11 protein-coding genes and 3 pseudogenes are annotated in these 16,257 nt (G+C 49.1%); 3 read left to right on the top strand and 11 right to left on the bottom strand.

Translation table 11 applies throughout. The features are described 5' to 3' along the window. Nucleotides 1-16: 16 nt before the first annotated feature. From ASL14_RS09405 to ASL14_RS09415, 3 genes and pseudogenes are all read right to left on the bottom strand, one after another. Nucleotides 17-1,314, bottom strand: a pseudogene (locus tag ASL14_RS09405) (ABC transporter substrate-binding protein). Nucleotides 1,315-1,363: 49 nt separating this feature from the next. Then, nucleotides 1,364-2,199: pseudogene (locus ASL14_RS09410) on the bottom strand (carbohydrate ABC transporter permease). Further along, nucleotides 2,200-3,081, bottom strand: a complete 882-nt coding sequence (locus ASL14_RS09415) for a carbohydrate ABC transporter permease (RefSeq protein ID WP_134911377.1) — start codon at nucleotides 3,079-3,081, stop codon at nucleotides 2,200-2,202. A 208-nt stretch (nucleotides 3,082-3,289) separates the two neighbouring features. On the opposite strand from ASL14_RS09415, the gene ASL14_RS09420 reads away from it, so the two are divergent. Together ASL14_RS09420 and ASL14_RS09425 are read left to right on the top strand one after the other, a co-directional pair. Next, on the top strand, nucleotides 3,290-5,104 hold the full coding sequence (locus ASL14_RS09420; RefSeq protein WP_134911378.1) for a sensor histidine kinase: 1,815 nt from the start codon (nucleotides 3,290-3,292) through the stop codon (nucleotides 5,102-5,104). Nucleotides 5,105-5,110: 6 nt separating this feature from the next. Further along, a complete protein-coding gene (locus ASL14_RS09425) occupies nucleotides 5,111-6,772 on the top strand; it encodes a response regulator (protein WP_134911379.1) in 1,662 nt (553 codons plus the stop codon). On the opposite strand, the gene ASL14_RS09430 is transcribed toward ASL14_RS09425, so the two are convergent. From ASL14_RS09430 to ASL14_RS09440, 3 genes are all read right to left on the bottom strand, one after another. Further along, the gene (locus tag ASL14_RS09430; RefSeq protein ID WP_134911380.1) at nucleotides 6,702-7,289 is read right to left on the bottom strand and encodes a GNAT family N-acetyltransferase; all 588 of its coding nucleotides are present in this window, start codon (nucleotides 7,287-7,289) and stop codon (nucleotides 6,702-6,704) included. The genes ASL14_RS09425 and ASL14_RS09430 overlap by 71 nt on opposite strands. A gap of 110 nt (nucleotides 7,290-7,399) precedes the next feature. Next, entirely contained in the window at nucleotides 7,400-8,524 is a 1,125-nt protein-coding gene (locus ASL14_RS09435; protein WP_134911381.1) for an NADH-dependent flavin oxidoreductase, read from the bottom strand. Between the two features lie 246 nt (nucleotides 8,525-8,770). Beyond that, on the bottom strand, nucleotides 8,771-9,718 hold the full coding sequence (locus tag ASL14_RS09440; protein WP_134911382.1) for a bile acid:sodium symporter family protein: 948 nt from the start codon (nucleotides 9,716-9,718) through the stop codon (nucleotides 8,771-8,773). A gap of 210 nt (nucleotides 9,719-9,928) precedes the next feature. On the opposite strand from ASL14_RS09440, the pseudogene ASL14_RS29285 reads away from it, so the two are divergent. After that, nucleotides 9,929-10,683: pseudogene (locus ASL14_RS29285) on the top strand (tryptophan-rich sensory protein). Between the two features lie 89 nt (nucleotides 10,684-10,772). Here the strand turns inward: ASL14_RS29285 and ASL14_RS09450 are convergent. The 5 genes from ASL14_RS09450 to ASL14_RS09470 all read right to left on the bottom strand — a co-directional run bounded on the left by ASL14_RS09450 (nucleotide 10,773) and on the right by ASL14_RS09470 (nucleotide 16,222). After that, on the bottom strand, nucleotides 10,773-11,153 hold the full coding sequence (locus tag ASL14_RS09450) for a RidA family protein (protein WP_134911383.1): 381 nt from the start codon (nucleotides 11,151-11,153) through the stop codon (nucleotides 10,773-10,775). Nucleotides 11,154-11,288: 135 nt separating this feature from the next. Then, on the bottom strand, nucleotides 11,289-12,008 hold the full coding sequence (locus ASL14_RS09455) for an oxidoreductase (RefSeq protein ID WP_134911384.1): 720 nt from the start codon (nucleotides 12,006-12,008) through the stop codon (nucleotides 11,289-11,291). Between the two features lie 54 nt (nucleotides 12,009-12,062). Beyond that, nucleotides 12,063-13,508, bottom strand: a complete 1,446-nt coding sequence (locus ASL14_RS09460) for an ATP-binding protein (RefSeq protein ID WP_134911385.1) — start codon at nucleotides 13,506-13,508, stop codon at nucleotides 12,063-12,065. 173 nt (nucleotides 13,509-13,681) lie between these two features. Then, nucleotides 13,682-15,184, bottom strand: coding sequence for an HD-GYP domain-containing protein (locus tag ASL14_RS09465; protein WP_134911386.1), 1,503 nt, complete (start codon nucleotides 15,182-15,184; stop codon nucleotides 13,682-13,684). A 729-nt stretch (nucleotides 15,185-15,913) separates the two neighbouring features. Continuing rightward, nucleotides 15,914-16,222, bottom strand: a complete 309-nt coding sequence (locus ASL14_RS09470; RefSeq protein ID WP_134911387.1) for a LexA family transcriptional regulator — start codon at nucleotides 16,220-16,222, stop codon at nucleotides 15,914-15,916. Between the last annotated feature and the right edge of the window lie 35 nt (nucleotides 16,223-16,257).

Consider the following 16,257-nt stretch of genomic DNA (forward strand, 5'->3'; position numbering starts at 1 on the left):
CGCGTGCTTTTGTTCATTATTTGGTCTTCAAATTATCCCAAGTGCTCTGGAAATCCTCGAACAGCTTCCCGGCATCCGATTTACCCGCCACATAGGCTTGCATCTGACTGCCGAATTCCTGCTGCGCTCCTTCAGGATAGCGGCTAAAGAACCAGCCCAGCAACTTGTTTTCCTGACTGTATTTCACCACTTCGGCACCCAATTGGCCCATATCGGCCTCTGACCCTTTGATGCTCTTGAACGCCGGAATGAATTTGAATTCCTTGGTAATATACTTTTTACCCTGCTCGGATGTCACCATCCAGTTTAAAAACTCCTTCGCCTCGGCTTTGACAGATGAATTTTGTTAACTACCCAGTTGTTGGCGACTCCTACAAACAGCTTATCTCCGGCTGCGGCGTCTTCACCAATCGGCATAGGCAGAATACCCAGATTCAGCTTTGGATTAATCCCGTCAATTTGTACCTGGGTCCAGTTCCCTTGCTGCATCATGGCAGCCTTGCCAGTAGCAAAATTCGTTACCTGTGTGTTGTAATCAGTCGTCAGCGGCTTGGAGCTGCCATACTTGAGCGTCAGATCGAACAGCTTGATCCACTCGGCGAATACAGCGTTGCCCGGGATTTTCGCTGTTCCATCATTCAGCCCTTTCACGAAAGCTGACGGGTCCGGTTGATTGGCAAATGCCACGTTCAGCAAATGATTCCCCAGCACCCAAAACTCCTGATATCCATTAGAAAAAGGGGTAATGCCTGCGGCTTGGAGCTTTTGGGCAGCCCCTTCCAGCTCGGACAGCGTTTTGGGTGTCTCGGTAATGCCCGCTTTCTTGAATAAATCCTTGTTATAAATAAAGCCGTAGCCCTCCAGATTCATCGGTTGACCGTACAGCTTGCCGTCCTTGCTCATGGGTTCCTTGGCGACATCGACCACGTCACCGACCCAAGGCTGGTCAGACAGGTCCTCCAAATACTCCAGCCACGTATCCAGCTCCCGGTAGCCTCCTACGTTAAAAATATCCGGTTGCTCCCCGGAGGCAAACTTCGCCTTCAAGGCAGCCCCATAGTCGCTACCTCCGCCCACGGTCTGAATATCGAGCTTGATTCCCGGATGGGACGCTTCATATTCCGCCTTCATGCGATTGAGCGCTTCTGCAATTTCCACTTTGAACTGAAAAATATGAATCGTCTTTTCCTTGGCTTCCTCTTTTCCTGCATTTTGTTCACCACCGCTACTGTTACAGCCTGCCAGAACAAGTGCAAAAGCAGCGAGAAGCAGAATCAGAGCTTGGGCTTTCTTTTTAAAAGTATGCGTTTTCATAGTTATGTTCCTTTCTATCCAAAAAGTGATAGTTATTTTCAGGGTACACTCAGCCCTTGACTGAGCCAGCCATAATACCTTGAATAATATATTTTGCATGGCCAGAAAGAATACGATCACTGGCAAGATGCCTAGTACCAGTGCAGGCAATGCCAAATCCCACTGCTTGGTGTATTGCCCGAAAAAGGCATAGGTCGCAATTGGAATCGTTCGCAGCTCCGCCTTTTGCAGCACAAGAGAAGGCAGCAGATAGTCATTCCAAATCCAGAGTGTATTCAAAATAATAACCGTTACCATCATCGGCAGCATCAACGGATATACAATGCGGAAAAACACACCGTAAGGCGTACAGCCGTCTACCGTAGCCGCCTCCTCCACCTCAACCGGTACGCCTTTAACAAACCCGTGAAAGAGAAAGATGGACATAGGCGCCCCAAATCCCAAATAACAGATAACCAGACCACCGATGCTGTTCATTAAATCCAGTGTACTGACCACCTTGACCAAAGGAATCATCACGGATTGAAAAGGAATGACCATGGCAGCCACAAACAGGGTGAACAACACCCGGTTATAACGCGTCGGATGCCGGACCATCCGGTAAGCAGCCATCGAGCTGATCAGTGCGAGCGACAGATTACTGACCACCGTAACCACGAGTGAATTCCATAAGGCCTCGGGAAAACGCGTAATGCTCCATGCTCTGGCATAGTTACTCCATACAAACGTTTGCGGCCAGGCCGCCGAATCGGTGAGCAGATCACCAAAGCTTTTGACCGAATTCACGAATAAAAAGTAAAACGGGACGAGGAATAACAATGCGACGAGGATCATCACCAGCTCGGTCGCCCATGTTCCAAAGCGGTAGCGCTTGCTTGTTTCCATTTACGCCTCCACCTCCCGGCTTTTCGTCAGTCGTACCTGAAGACTCGTAACCAGAGCAACAATGATAAAGAATATGAGTGCCTTGGCCGTTCCCAGCCCATAACGATTATTCACAAACGCCTCGTTATAAATATTGAGTGCGACCGACTCCGTGGAACCGAAGGGGCCCCCTTTGGTCAGTGACAAGTTGAGATCGAACATTTTAAACGACCACGAGATCGCCAGGAAAAGACATACCGTAACGGCAGGCATGATCAAAGGCAGTATAATCGTCCGCAATATTTGCATCCGGCTCGCTCCGTCAATTTCGGCTGCCTCCAGCATATCCCGGGGCACATTGGTCAGGGAAGAGATGTAGATAACCATCAAATATCCGGCGGTTTGCCAGATAAACACGATCACAATACCCCAGAAAGCCGTGATCTCATCTCCCAGCCAGGGCAGATTGAAGAAGGACAAGTCCGTACTCTCTCCGATCGCTGCAAATCCTTTGACAAAAATAAACTGCCATATAAATCCCAGCAACAGCCCTCCAATCACATTGGGCATGAAAAAAATAGTCCTCAGCACATTTTTTGTTTTCAGCGGCTTGGTTAAAAAATACGCCAGCAGAAAACCAATCATATTCGCAGCCACCACTCCAATCACCGTAAAACGGACCGTAAACCAGAACGCTGTCCTAAACTTGTCATCATCCAGTAAAATGTGACTGAAATTATCCAATCCGACCCACTTCGCCTGATTAGCAACTCCATTCCACTCAGTAAAAGAATAGTACATTCCCAGCATGAAAGGGATTACAATAATGATAACGAAAAATAACGTCGACGGCCCTACGAAGATCCATTGCTGGAGCCATTGTGACGATTTGGCGCGGTTCAAGCTGATCCCCTCCTTTGTTGTCTGTTGGTGTCTGAAGCGCTCCTTACGGCTTCCTCATCAAGCAGCATGGACGCTTTGACCATACGATTTGCGGTTCACATGTTCATTATGTCGAATAAGCGCTCTGGAGAACACGCAAGATCGTGAACCATTCAGGGGGAAAATATTGACCTCCGGCTTGCCTTGAATCGTGAAAGGAGCTATCCGCATGAAATTCCATAGCATTCGTTCCCGCTTGATCTGGTTTCTGTTAATTGCGGTCACTCTGCCTCTGCTGCTGTCGATGACCATGACCTTCATTCTTACCAAGCAATCCTTGCGAGAGCAGGCCACACAAGAAAATGAACGGCTTATTTTTCAGGGAATTACGAATCTGGATAACTATTTACAGGGATTGAACCGCGCGTCCATTGGAGTCTATAATGATCCTCATTTCCTGCGCAACCTGGCTAAAATTCCGGATGATTACCGGGCCGTCGCCGAAATTTACACCACGCTGCAAACGATGATGAATGCTTCGTCAGGCATCGACCAGGTGTATTTGCACTCTTTTGAGGCCAGGCAATCTACGCTGATTACCAGCACGGTCCCTCTACGGGAATTCCGGCTCGCCCCCTTTCCCGGCTCTATTCATTACAGTTCTTCCGGATTGTTCATCCAGCCTTCACATACGGAGCATTTGTACGGCTTTTCGGCGGTTTCCTATGCGGAGCACAACACACAGCGACAGGTATTCACACTCCATCGGGCGATTCGGAACATTCCTTCCTCAGAGACGCTTGGGGTACTTGCTATGGATGTTCGTCTGGAGCCGCTGCGCAGCATTTGCCGTCAATTGTACGATGCAGATACAGAGGAGCTGTTTTTGGTCGACCGGAACGGAACGATCATATATAGTGGACAGGAAGAGGCGATTGGAACACACTGGAAGGAATCCGGTCTGCTTAATCGAATTTCTAAAGAAGGCGAGCACGGTGTTATTGAAGACGATACGGCATTGCAGGTGTATGGCAAGCTGGATGCCAACCTGTCAGGCTGGACGATCGTCAAGAAAATCCCTAATCGCACGCTTTATTTACGGGCCACTCGCCTGACCCAGATCAATGCAGTCATTACAGGCGCAGCGTTGCTGCTCGTCATTGTCGCCACCTTGTGGATTTCCATCAAAATCACAGAGCCCATCAAGCGACTGACCCGCTACATAAACCAGATTCAGTCCGGTCAACTGGATGTAGACATCCAGGCCATGAGCAATGATGAGATCGGAGTGCTGTCACGCCGTTTCAGACAGATGATGGATACGATCAACAACCTCATTTTACGGGAATACAAGCTCGAACTGGCGAACAAGACACATCAATTGAAAGCGCTTCAAGCACAGATTAATCCTCATTTTTTATACAATACGCTACAATCTATCGGAACGCTGGCTCTACAGCATGAGGTGCCGCGAATCTATTCTCTGCTCTCTTCCCTTGCCAAAATGCTGCGCTATAACATGCGGGATCATACAGTCGTTACACTCAAGGAAGAAGCCGAGCACGTAAAGCAATATCTTGATTTGCAAAAAGAACGCTTTGGCGAGCAATTAGAGGTTACTTACCAGTGGGATGATGGGGTCCTGAATGATCAAGTGCCCAAAATGATTCTCCAGCCATTAGTGGAAAATTACTTTAAACACGGTGCTGATCCGCGGCTGGGACATGGTGAGATTCGAATTGCAGGCTGCCAGATTCGGGAAGGAATCGTGAAGATAACAGTGGAAAATAACGGAACTTCCATTCCGCAGGCTGAGTTGGAGCAGCTTCAGCATATGCTGAAACGTCCGCTGAAAGCCTATGAGGAACCGAACAATGGCGAGTCGGATTCCATCGGACTCCGTAATGTGCTGCTGCGCATCCAGCTTCACTCCGAAGATGGCTCTAATACCCTGTATGTAGACAATATTCTGCCTCATGGCGTTCGTTATACACTCGAAATTCGTACCGAAGCCCATACCGAAATTCATATTAAGGGAGAGTGACCTGTCATGAAAGTGCTGATTGTGGATGATGAAAAGCATGTGCGCCATGCCATTCGAATGCTTGTACATTGGGAAGCTTGTGGCGTGACTGAGGTCATTGAAGCTGAGTCGGGCGATCAGGCGATTGAGGTCATCACCGCCCTTTCGCCACCTGTTGTACTTACGGATATGCGAATGCCAGGCAAGGACGGGGTGGCCCTGATGGAGTGGATTCAGGTGAATTCCCCCGCGACCAGAGTCGTGGTGGTCAGCGGCTATGACGATTTTGAGCTGGTCCGGCAGGTCATCCGTCGGGGAGGCATGGACTATATTCTCAAGCCTGTGGACCCGGTGGAGATTAACGAGGCTTTAACCAAAGCCACTCAAGCCTGGCAGACAGCGGAGCAAGACCGGAACAGGCACACGATGCAGGCCATTGAGGTGAACCGGATGAGACCGCACTATGCCGACAAGCTCCTGACCGAGCTGGTGTCCGGCACGGCGAATACCCATCTTTCCATCACGCCTTTACGTGAGGAACTGCATCTTCCTGCGGCTATTCATATGTGCAATGCAGCGGTGATGAGCACCACTCAACTGGATGCCGATATACTGGACAAATACAAAACGCGGCACACGCTTCTGGGCTTCTCCCTGATTAACATCTGCAACGAGTTTCTCGGGAATTCACAAACCGGGATTGCGTTCCGTCATCTGGAGCGTATGGACGAAATTATTCTGCTGTATTGGGGCGAACCGTCCCGCTGGCCGCTGCTCTTGCAGGATATACACACAGGGATAAGAACGGCGTTGCGGTGCTATATGCATATTGGAATCGGCTCTTTCGGTGCCTTTCCCGTGGCGGCGGCCACAGCCTACCAGGAAGCGCGGCAAGCATTGTGGAAACGGGATGTGCTGCAAGCCGCCGACTGGCTGCACCATAGCTCTCTTGCACGGCAAGCCGTACGTCTTCCTCAGCTTCCCGAGATGGAGGAGGAGCTGCGGCTTAGTGCGCTTAGCTGCAACGCCAGTCGTATAGCTGCGGCGGCAGGAGGCTGGATAGCAGCCGTAGCCGAGCTACCTTCGGTTACGGCAGAGCAACTGGTCGGCTGGAATCAGGAGCTGGACTGGATGCTGGCTCGCTGGCTGAATGACAGACCCGGAGATGCCGCAGGCGAGGAACTGGCAGACGAGCACAGCTCCATCCCTGCCCTGCCGATCGACAACCGGGGCTTGCTATCCCTGCCCCTATGGCAGAAGCAGGTTGAAAACCGACTGCTTGCAGCCGGGCAGGCCCTTACACCAAGCCATAGCCCAAGCAATCCTGTTATCCGTGATATTGCCCGCTATCTGGACACTCATTACGATGAGGACATTTCCCTACAGGATATGGCGAGCCGTTTTTACCTCAGTCGGGAATATATCTCTCGTAAATTCAAGCAGGAATACGGCGTTAATCTGTCCGAGTATCTATGTCGGATCAGGATGGACAAAGCGAAGCTGCTGCTGTTAAACGACAAGCTACGCCTTCATCATATTGCCGGTATGGTTGGTTATCAGGACGAAAAATATTTTGGCAAGGTATTCAAAAAACTGGAGGGCATCACGCCCGGCGAGTTCAGAAAACGACATTCTGTAGATCCTCAGCCGTTAACGCATACAGCACATGATCTTCCCAGACACCATTAATCTTCAAATAGTTTATAGCCAGCCCTTCCCGGCGAAATCCGGCCTTTTCCATCACTCGATTGGATGGCGTATTTCTCGGCATAACCCCGGCCTGTATACGGTGCAATCCCAATTCATTGATGGCGTAACGTACAACATCCTTTACTGCTGAGGTGGCGTAGCCTTGTCCGTGATGTGCAGGATCTACGAAGTATCCCAGATTCGCATTTTGAAAAGGGCCTCTGGCTACGCCCGATAGCTCCATTCTGCCGATCAGCTTATCATTTTCCGGCAAAAAAAGTCCAAACGTATATCCCTGCCCGGCTCGTGCAGCCTCAAGGCCGATGGAAATCAGGCGGGCCTGTTCTTCCAGCGTAAAGTAAATTTCAGGCCGTTCCGGCTCAAATGGCTTAAGAAAATCAAAATTTTCGCGTCTAATCTCCAATAATCGTTCTGCATCACTTACTTGTAAAAGCCGAATCTGTAGCCCCGGATGGGTGGAAGTGATCAAACTTGCGCCATTGGATTCATTTAACATTGTCATTTCCCTTCTTTCTCTGTTTTTCGTGTGCATGTATTTACAGGGCAGAAAAATACCCCAGGTGCATGAAAGCAACCCAGGGTATCCTCATCTAATTCATTCGAGATTTAGTCCGTAACAGGCATCCAGCCAGGCATCGTCGTCAACGCACCCCACAGGTAGTCCGGAATGACCAGCTCCTGTTGAGCTTGCTTGGACAATGTCGTGCGGATCGTATCTTCAGTGCCGTGTTGCACCTTCTGAACCCATTGCGGTTCCATCAAAAGCGGACGTCCCAGTGAAACCAGCGGTACACCTGTCTCCAGTGCGCCGAGAGCTTCGTCAGGCGTATTCAGCGAGCCAACGCCCATGACAGGCACACGGTCGCCCACCTTTTCATGAATAATAACGGTACGGGATTGTTCTGCACTACGATCACGAATGGACCCGCCGAAGAAATGATTGACGGAAATGTGCAGGTAATCCAGACCTTGATCTGCCAAGCGGTCAACGAGCACCAACGTATCGTCCAGTGTAATGCCCGGCGTGGTTCCTTCTTCGGGAGACAAGCGATATCCAAAAATGAAAGGCTGCTTCGCATGCTCTGCGATCACTTTCTTCACTTCATGGACAATCGCCAGCGGGAAGGTCAAACGCTTCTCAAGGCTGCCTCCCCACTCATCGGTACGAAGATTGGAATGCGGAGAGAAGAACTGCTGTACCAGATATCCATTCGCTCCGTGAAGCTCCACACCATCATAGCCCGCTTCAATCGCGCGGCGAGTAGCTTCGCCATAGGCACGGATAACGCGGTGAATATCGTCGGTAGTCATTTCACGCGGCACAGGTGCGCCTTCTTTTTCCTCAGCCACCGCGCTTGCGCTGATCGGCTGTCCGTCCGGTATCTGATCCGGTGGGCACAAACGACCGCCATGATAAATTTGCAGAATCGCTTTTGCGCCCTCCTGATGAATCGTGTCAGCTAGACGGCGCAGGCTCGGAATCATTTCATCCTTGTCCGCACCAAACTCATTTACAAAGCCTTTACCATCTGGAGTCACGTACACGCAAGCGGTAATGACCGCACCTACACCGCCGGAACGCTCACGATAGTAAGCCAACTCCTGATCACTGACTTCACCATTTTCATGAGACGCAAAGTTAGTCATCGGTGCCATCGTAATACGGTTTTTCAACGTAACGCCGGATGGCAGAGTAAAAGCTTCAAATAACGGTTTATATTTTGGATTCATTTCGGTACTCTCTCCTTTAATGTAAGTCAGATCAAAACGAATATGGGCTGTTACCATGATGCCGAAAACGAATTCAAGGCAACTTTACTCTTATGAAGCATGTGTAATATTGCTTACTTAAATACAGTGGTTATAATAACCACAGTATAATGATCCGCTCATATAAAGTCAAATAAAACCCTTCTGATCCTCCCTAAAAACCATTCGGTGAGCCTGTACAATTCCAAGTGCCTGACGGCGTTTTAGCTATCTCCCTGCTGTGCTGTCCTTTTCTTCCCGACGGGAAAACCAGGTCGCAAGCAGCGAGCCGGAAATATTGTGCCACACGCTGAAAATTGCACTCGGCACAGCGGCAATCGGATTAAAATGAGCCGCTGCCAGCGCAGCGCCCAGCCCGGAATTTTGCATCCCTGTTTCCAGCGTAACGGCTTTGCGTTTGGACAGATTCATTCCGAACAGCTTGGCAAACCAATACCCGAGCAGGAACCCGATGCCGTTATGCAAAATCACCACAGCAAAAATAATCGGGCCGGTTTCCAAAATCTTGCCTCTGCTGCCTGCGACTACAATAGCCACGATCAGCACAATAGCCAGCGTCGATACGAGCGGCAGTGCCTTGACACTTGCTTCAGCCTGTTTACGGAACAGCGATTTGACGATAACCCCCAGCACAATCGGTACAATAACCACGACGAGAATATCCATAATTAGCGACTTTGCATCAATATTCATCCACCGTCCAGCAAGCAGGCTGATCATGGCCGGGGTTGCCAGTGGCGCGATCAGCGTCGACACCGAAGCAATGGATACTCCCAGCGCCACGTCGCCTTTTGATAAAAGGGTCATCACGTTGGAAGCGGTGCCGCTTGGGCAACACCCTACCAAAATAACACCAACAGCAATATCTGGCGGTAGCTGCAATACCAGCGCTAACGCAAAAGCCAAAAACGGCATGATTAGATAATGCCCAACTACACCAATAGCCACATCAACCGGACGCCGGAATACTTCACGAAAATCAGCCGAGGACAGCGTCATCCCCATACCGAACATCACGATGCCAAGGAATAGCTGTATGTATCCTTTCAGTCCTGTAAACGCCGCAGGAAAGAAAAATCCCAGACATGCAAATAAAAGTACCCAGATCGAAAAGGTTCCTCCTACGAACTTTCCCGCTTTTTCCAAACCATTCATCCCTCTTGTCTCCTTACTTCTAGTGATTAAAATTTTTATCATTGGACTACATATGACAGCATATACATACACCTTTTTAATAAAATATTTGTAGCATGAAACTTTTCCCGGCAAGGACATATTTGGTAGCAAAGTGGGTATATTCATAGTAGAAGATTGTGACCAGTCGGTCATTCCACGGTTCATTATTCATTGAGGAGGAGATGCCCTATGTCACGAAGCCATTCATTGAAATGGTGGAATATCATTGCGTTTATCGCTGTCATCGTCATTAACATTCTGGCTTCCACACTTCCCATCGGCGGAAGAAGCACTGCTGCCGTATCCAATATGTATCCTACCCTGCTGACACCTGCGGGTTATGCCTTTTCCATCTGGTCGGTTATTTACTTGCTGCTTGCCTGCTTTATTGTGTATCAGGCTACATCGGCAGGACAAACCAAGACGAGCGTTCAGTCTATCGGTTTTTTCTTTATTTTAAGCTGTATCTTCAACATGATCTGGATTTTTTTGTGGCAGTATGTATATGTAGAGTTGTGTGTGATCGTCATTATCCTGTACTTGCTCTCTCTGGCTGTCGTATATGTACGCTCTCGTACGCCGCAACCAACCCTCGGGAAATGTGGTTCGTCAAGCTACCGTTCAGTCTGAACCTTGGCTGGGTATCCGTCGCTACCATCATCAACATCGCGGTGGCACTGGAAAAGAACGAGTGGAACGGCTGGGGACTCAGCGATACCACATGGGCGATCATCTTCCTGTTCATTGGCACCGTGCTTGCTATCATGGTCAGCTTTCCATATCGTGACAGCATTTATCCACTTGTGTTCGTGTGGGCTTATGTCGCCATCGCCATCAAGCATCCGGACAATGAAAACGTGCGGCTGGCTGCATTCATTCTGGCCGCAATCATCCTGGTGTACTCGCTTTGGCTGTTCTTTGCCCGTAACCGGGACCGGGACTAAAGGAATCTCATCACGTATACCACAGGCATAAAAGAACTTCCATTTCCACATCATGTGTGGATTTTGGAAGTTCTTTTGTATTCCTTAGCCTATTCGCCCTTCAAGGCGATAACTTCAATCTCCACCAGTGCATCCTTCGGCAGACGAGCTACCTCCACCGCACTACGAGCCGGATACGGTTGTTCGAAGAAAGAGCTGTATACTTCATTTACGCTGACAAAGTCGTTCATATCTTTCAGGAATACGGTCGCTTTCACGACTTGGTTCAGGCTGCTTCCAGCTGCTTCCAGAATAGCTTGTACGTTGCTCAAGGACAGACGAGCCTGCTCCTGTACATCTTTACCGAACTCACCTGTTGACGGATTCAGTCCAAGCTGTCCTGAGGTGTAAATAAAACCGCCCGCCTCTACAGCTTGGCTATAGGGTCCGATAGCGCCGGGCGCTTTTTCAGTAGCAATTGTTTTTTTCATATGGGTTGAATGCTCCTTCCTAATACTGGTTCTCCGTATTATAGCACGGGAAGTCCAAAGCCACTATTCCGCATTAATGGATTACAGCATAACGGGTCCCCCCCCAAGGTACCCTGTTATGGCTGTGCTTTAATTTTACACATTTTTATCGGCACCCGTTTTTGTTTCGGGTTCATCCTCACCGGGTGTCAGCTCAGCTCCGATGACCCGAATGATATCATTCGGATAAATATGTACGCCGCTCGCATGCGCGAGAGCGATTCGTACCATAGCCCGTGCGATCACCGAGGCCGGGATGGCGCGGTAGGAAGCCAGTTTGCCTGTCATCACGCCATCCAGTGCCTTCATCACGACGGCCGCGGCGGCTTCGCCAAAACGACGTTCGGGCCTTGTGCCTAAAATCAGCGACGGACGGAACAAATGCAACGCAGGCAAGCCAATATCGGCAAGCGCCTCCTCAGCCTCACCCTTCGTACGGTTGTAAAACACGCGCGATTCCGGGTCCGCTCCCATCGAGGAGATGGCGAGCATCTGCACCGCACCGGCCTCTTTGCCCAACCGGGCGGTCAGAACCGGATAGTCCAGATCCACCTGACGAAACTGCTCCTTGGAGCCAGCCTTTTTCATCGTCGTCCCGAGGCAGCAAAAAACATCATCAACCCCCTCGAAGGCGGATGCTGCTTCCAGCGGCTGCTCCCAGTCGATGAGTGCCTGCTCCAGCTTGGGATGCTTGATTTCCAGCGCACGTCTGCCCACAACCATGACGCGGCTGTATTCCTTTTGCACCAGCAGCTCCCGTACAACATAACCCCCGACAAGCCCCGTTGCACCCACGACGACCGCTTTACGCTCCACGATAGACCTCCTTATGCCTGTCACCTGTAACGCACCTGCTCCTGCACTTGTTTACTAGGCTAATTTAAACGGCTGTTCTCCCGCCTCTCTGCTTTTAGACGGACACATGGGCAGGTACAGGGAAAAGGTGCTTCCCTTGCCCTCCTCACTCTCCAAACGTATAAAACCGCCCAACAAGCGGGATAAATCACGACTGATCGATAGTCCCAGCCCGGTTCCTCCATATTTGCGGTTAATGGAACCGTTCGCCTGCTGGAATGCCTCAAAAATAACATGCTGCTGGAGCTTGGAAATACCGATGCCCGTGTCTTTTACCGCAAATACAACCCAATCTCCCTCCTGCCCCTTTCGTTCCAGATGCTGTGTGCTGATCTCCAGCAATACACTTCCCTCATGAGTGAACTTAAAAGCATTAGATAACAAGTTGCGCAAAATTTGCTGTACACGTTTGGCATCGGATCGAATTTCATCCGGTATATCGCCATGCTCGTTCAAGCTGAATTCAAGCTTCTTGTCCTTGGCAGTGACTTCAAAATGCATCATCATCACCTGCGCAATCTCGCGCACACTGATCGGCTCACTGACGATTTCCATCCGCCCTGCCTCGACTTTGGACAAGTCCAGAATGTCATTGATCAACTGGAGTAAATCATGCCCCGAAGCATAGATCAGCTCGCTATACTGGTAAAGCTCGTCCTCATCCAGTTCTTTTCCCTGCTCGTTGATGATCTGCGCCAGATTAATAATGCTATTAAGTGGTGTACGCAGCTCATGCGACATCGTTGCCATAAAATCCGATTTATATTGGGAAGCCACCATTAACTGTCTGGCCCGTTCTTCCAAAATGATTTTCGTCTTCTGTAACTCATCGCGTTGTTCCGATAATAGCTGATTGGCCTGTATAATCTGATAATTACGCATCTGCTCCATCTGGAAATCACGTAAAATCAGCGCAAATAAAAAGCTGAGTACAATGCCAATAGGCAAAGTGAGAGGAACAACCTCCGCCACATAATAGCGCCATGGAATGACGCCCAGAAAGGCAATATTCAACGTATTTACGATATTAACCGCTAAAATAGTCACTGATGCCTTAATAATCAGACGGCAGGTGGAACGGCGCATCCAGTAGTTCAATCCGGCGCACAGCATGCCCAGAATGCTCATATTCAGAAAGCCGACCCACGCCGCCATATTCACCCCGAAGGTAAACCTTGTAAGCCCGATCGCTACCCCGATAATAATAAGTGTATAGGAGCGGGGATACACCAACGCCGCGATAATCAACGGAACAAAGCGCAGGTCAAAAATAACCGTCTCACTAAAGTTAAAACCGAAGCAAGAGCTAACCCATCCGCCAAATACCACCAGCAGTACCGAGCTGATATATTTAAATCGCGAAGAGGTACGACTCAACCCATATTTATAAATCACGTTCGCCACATAGGCAACGGCAATCAGCATCCCCAGATTCATTAGAAACATCATTGAAAACTGCATGGACTCACACTCCCATAGCGCGAAAAATTGGATGCCAGGCCTATGCTGACCGCTTTTGCTTTTCTCGTATATCATAACATGAAGCTTCAGCTTTCGACATGTCAAAGATGCGTACATCCCTATATAAAAAGACGAACCGCAACGGCTCGCCCTGGTGGATATACAGTATAGGGTCAACTCATGATGCCCTTGTTCCGGCGCCATTCTTCGACAAATAATTCAGCAAAGTAAGGGTCCCACTGGGTTCCTTTTCCCTCTTCCAATATCATAACCGCTTTTTCTTTCTGCATACCCTTCCGGTATGGGCGGTCAGACGTCATCGCATCATACGCATCCGCTACCGCGATGATCCGTCCAAATAGCGGGATATCCTCCCCGCAGAGCTGGTCTGGATATCCTTTGCCATCATAACGCTCATGGTGCGAACGCACGCCGGGCAAATAAGGAGCCATGGCATCAGCCGGCTCCACCTGGCGGAGAATGCTTTCTCCCATGACCGGGTGCATTTTAATCTGGTCAAATTCCTCGTCCGTCAGCTTGCCATCCTTGAGCAGCACGGCATCGGCTACGCCGATTTTGCCGATATCATGCAGCAATGCCGTTTTGCGCAAAAGGTCGAGCTCCATCTCGTTCAAGCCGCCCCTTCGCCCAATAATCACCGAGTATTCAGCCACACGCAAAGAATGTCCTGCGGTATAAGCGTCCCTCGCATCCAGTGCTGCCGCCAAGGTGGCGAAATAACTTTCCTGTAGCTGACTGTTTTTGTCTTCCCGTTCCTTCAATCCCTCGACCATGATGTTAAAGCCTTCAACCAGCTTCGCAAATTCGTCAGAGTACAAATCGCTAGCCTTATCGTTCAGGCGGCCTTCCTTCACTTCATTCATCTTTTCCAGCAAATGGTGAATTGGCCGCTCAATCTCACGGGTTAACAGCCAACCTCCCAGATAAGCAAAGGCCACACCAAATAGTAAAATCGTGCCCGCCCATACCCAATAGGAGCTGGAAAGCGTCTCATCCAGACGTTCCAGCCGAATCTGCGTAGCCAGGCAAAACAAAAACAGCGGAAAAGCACCAATCAACGTTGCACTCAGCTGAAATTTGTGCCGGAGCGATAGTAATACCCGTCCCCGAAGCGATATGTTAATTCCATATTTCTGATAAGTTCGGTCTCTAATTTCTATCAGCAACGGACGGATCGCCCTCATCGTCAGAAAAAATTCAATCATCGCGTGCATCGAAGCAACCAGACAAGCCCCTATACAGGCAATTCCCACATAATAGAAGGGCAGGGTGAGCTGTTTGGTATGAATCATCCATATGGCCATACCAGCAACCGGGATGGAAAAACCGAGCAAATGCGGTCCCATAATACGTAACACAGACAGAATAGGCAGACGGTGAATCCGTATATACATCGCTTCTACATCCTCGAACGTCGTCCGCTTATCCAGAAAAAAGTGACGAACTGGTCCCAAATGCATCCTAAATACCAGCGTTTCGCAAACAATCATAATAATACTGGAAAAAGCAATGATCTTCATAAGACCTAAAAATTCATAATGGGCTACATTTAACGTGGAAAATAAAAAAATCGCGCCTACCAACAGAACAGCTATAAACGAACCTATAATATAGTTCAGGATAACATGCTGAATAAAACGCTTATAGATCGGCAAAATGCTACCCCTCTTTTCATCCGTACACTCACAAAACATCTTGTTTATTCAATATCGGAGTCCGGTCGGCAAAAGTTAACCTTCTTGCTTGAGCAATTTGCATAAATCCTATAAGCGAATTTTAATCAACCATATATAGATTGAGAAATTGCAGCCTTGCATTTCAGAATCGTTCTTGCTATACTATTAAAGTATGTATTAAACCCCATAGGATTCCGCGCAACAAGCTATACTCCTAATCACCGCATGGAGCTTCTCCAAATTTTATGTATAACCCTAATGTAGAATTTTGAGCTTTTGCCGAAGATTTTCACATTCACACTGGCGCGGTCATCGGAGCCGCAAGGACGAAAGAGAGGTAGGGCTTTTGTCGTTTGGAAAATGAGCAGTGGAATCGGACTGCCCCTTATGAACATGCTGACCATATTATGCAAGGCAGCAGGGTTGAATATATATTATGCCGTCGAACCATGAAGTTCGAGCAGGCCGTGCAGTTCACGCAAGCTGCACCCATCCTCCGGATGATCCCCGGGGATTTTTAATGTACATAGGTATTCTGTTAAGCACCATCGAAAGCATCTATAGCCAAAAAATGACCCTGCCAATACATCGGCAGGGTCTATAGCTTGATCAAAAAGGGGTTAATAAGGTCATTATAGTCACTCTTTCTTAAAACTAAATGATATGCACCTTAAAAACTCATTAATTTTTTCCAGCTTTGAGTTCTACTTAATAATTCGTCCAGTATTCTGTGCCGCCCTGCGGCGTGGTTGGAGTAGTTGTGCGCCCTGTTTCCGGGCGGGTGAACCTATCCGTTGAAGGACGCTCCCACCCTTCCAGCAAGACCACATGCTGAGTACTGGAGTTATTTTCCCATGTAATATAACGCTCCTGTTCCATATGCCGCAAAGCGGCTGTAATCTCGCTGTCCCTCTTCCCCGTTTTGATGGTCAATTCCGTCATCGTCGGCATATGGCGATGCTGGGCAAAATAGTTATACAAAATCCGTAACAGCTTTCGTTCCAAATCAGGCAACATCGTCTTTCCTCCCATCATAAAGAACATATGTTCCC

This window comes from Paenibacillus sp. IHB B 3084 (genome assembly GCF_001447315.1).
Classification (GTDB): Bacteria; Bacillota; Bacilli; order Paenibacillales; family Paenibacillaceae; genus Paenibacillus.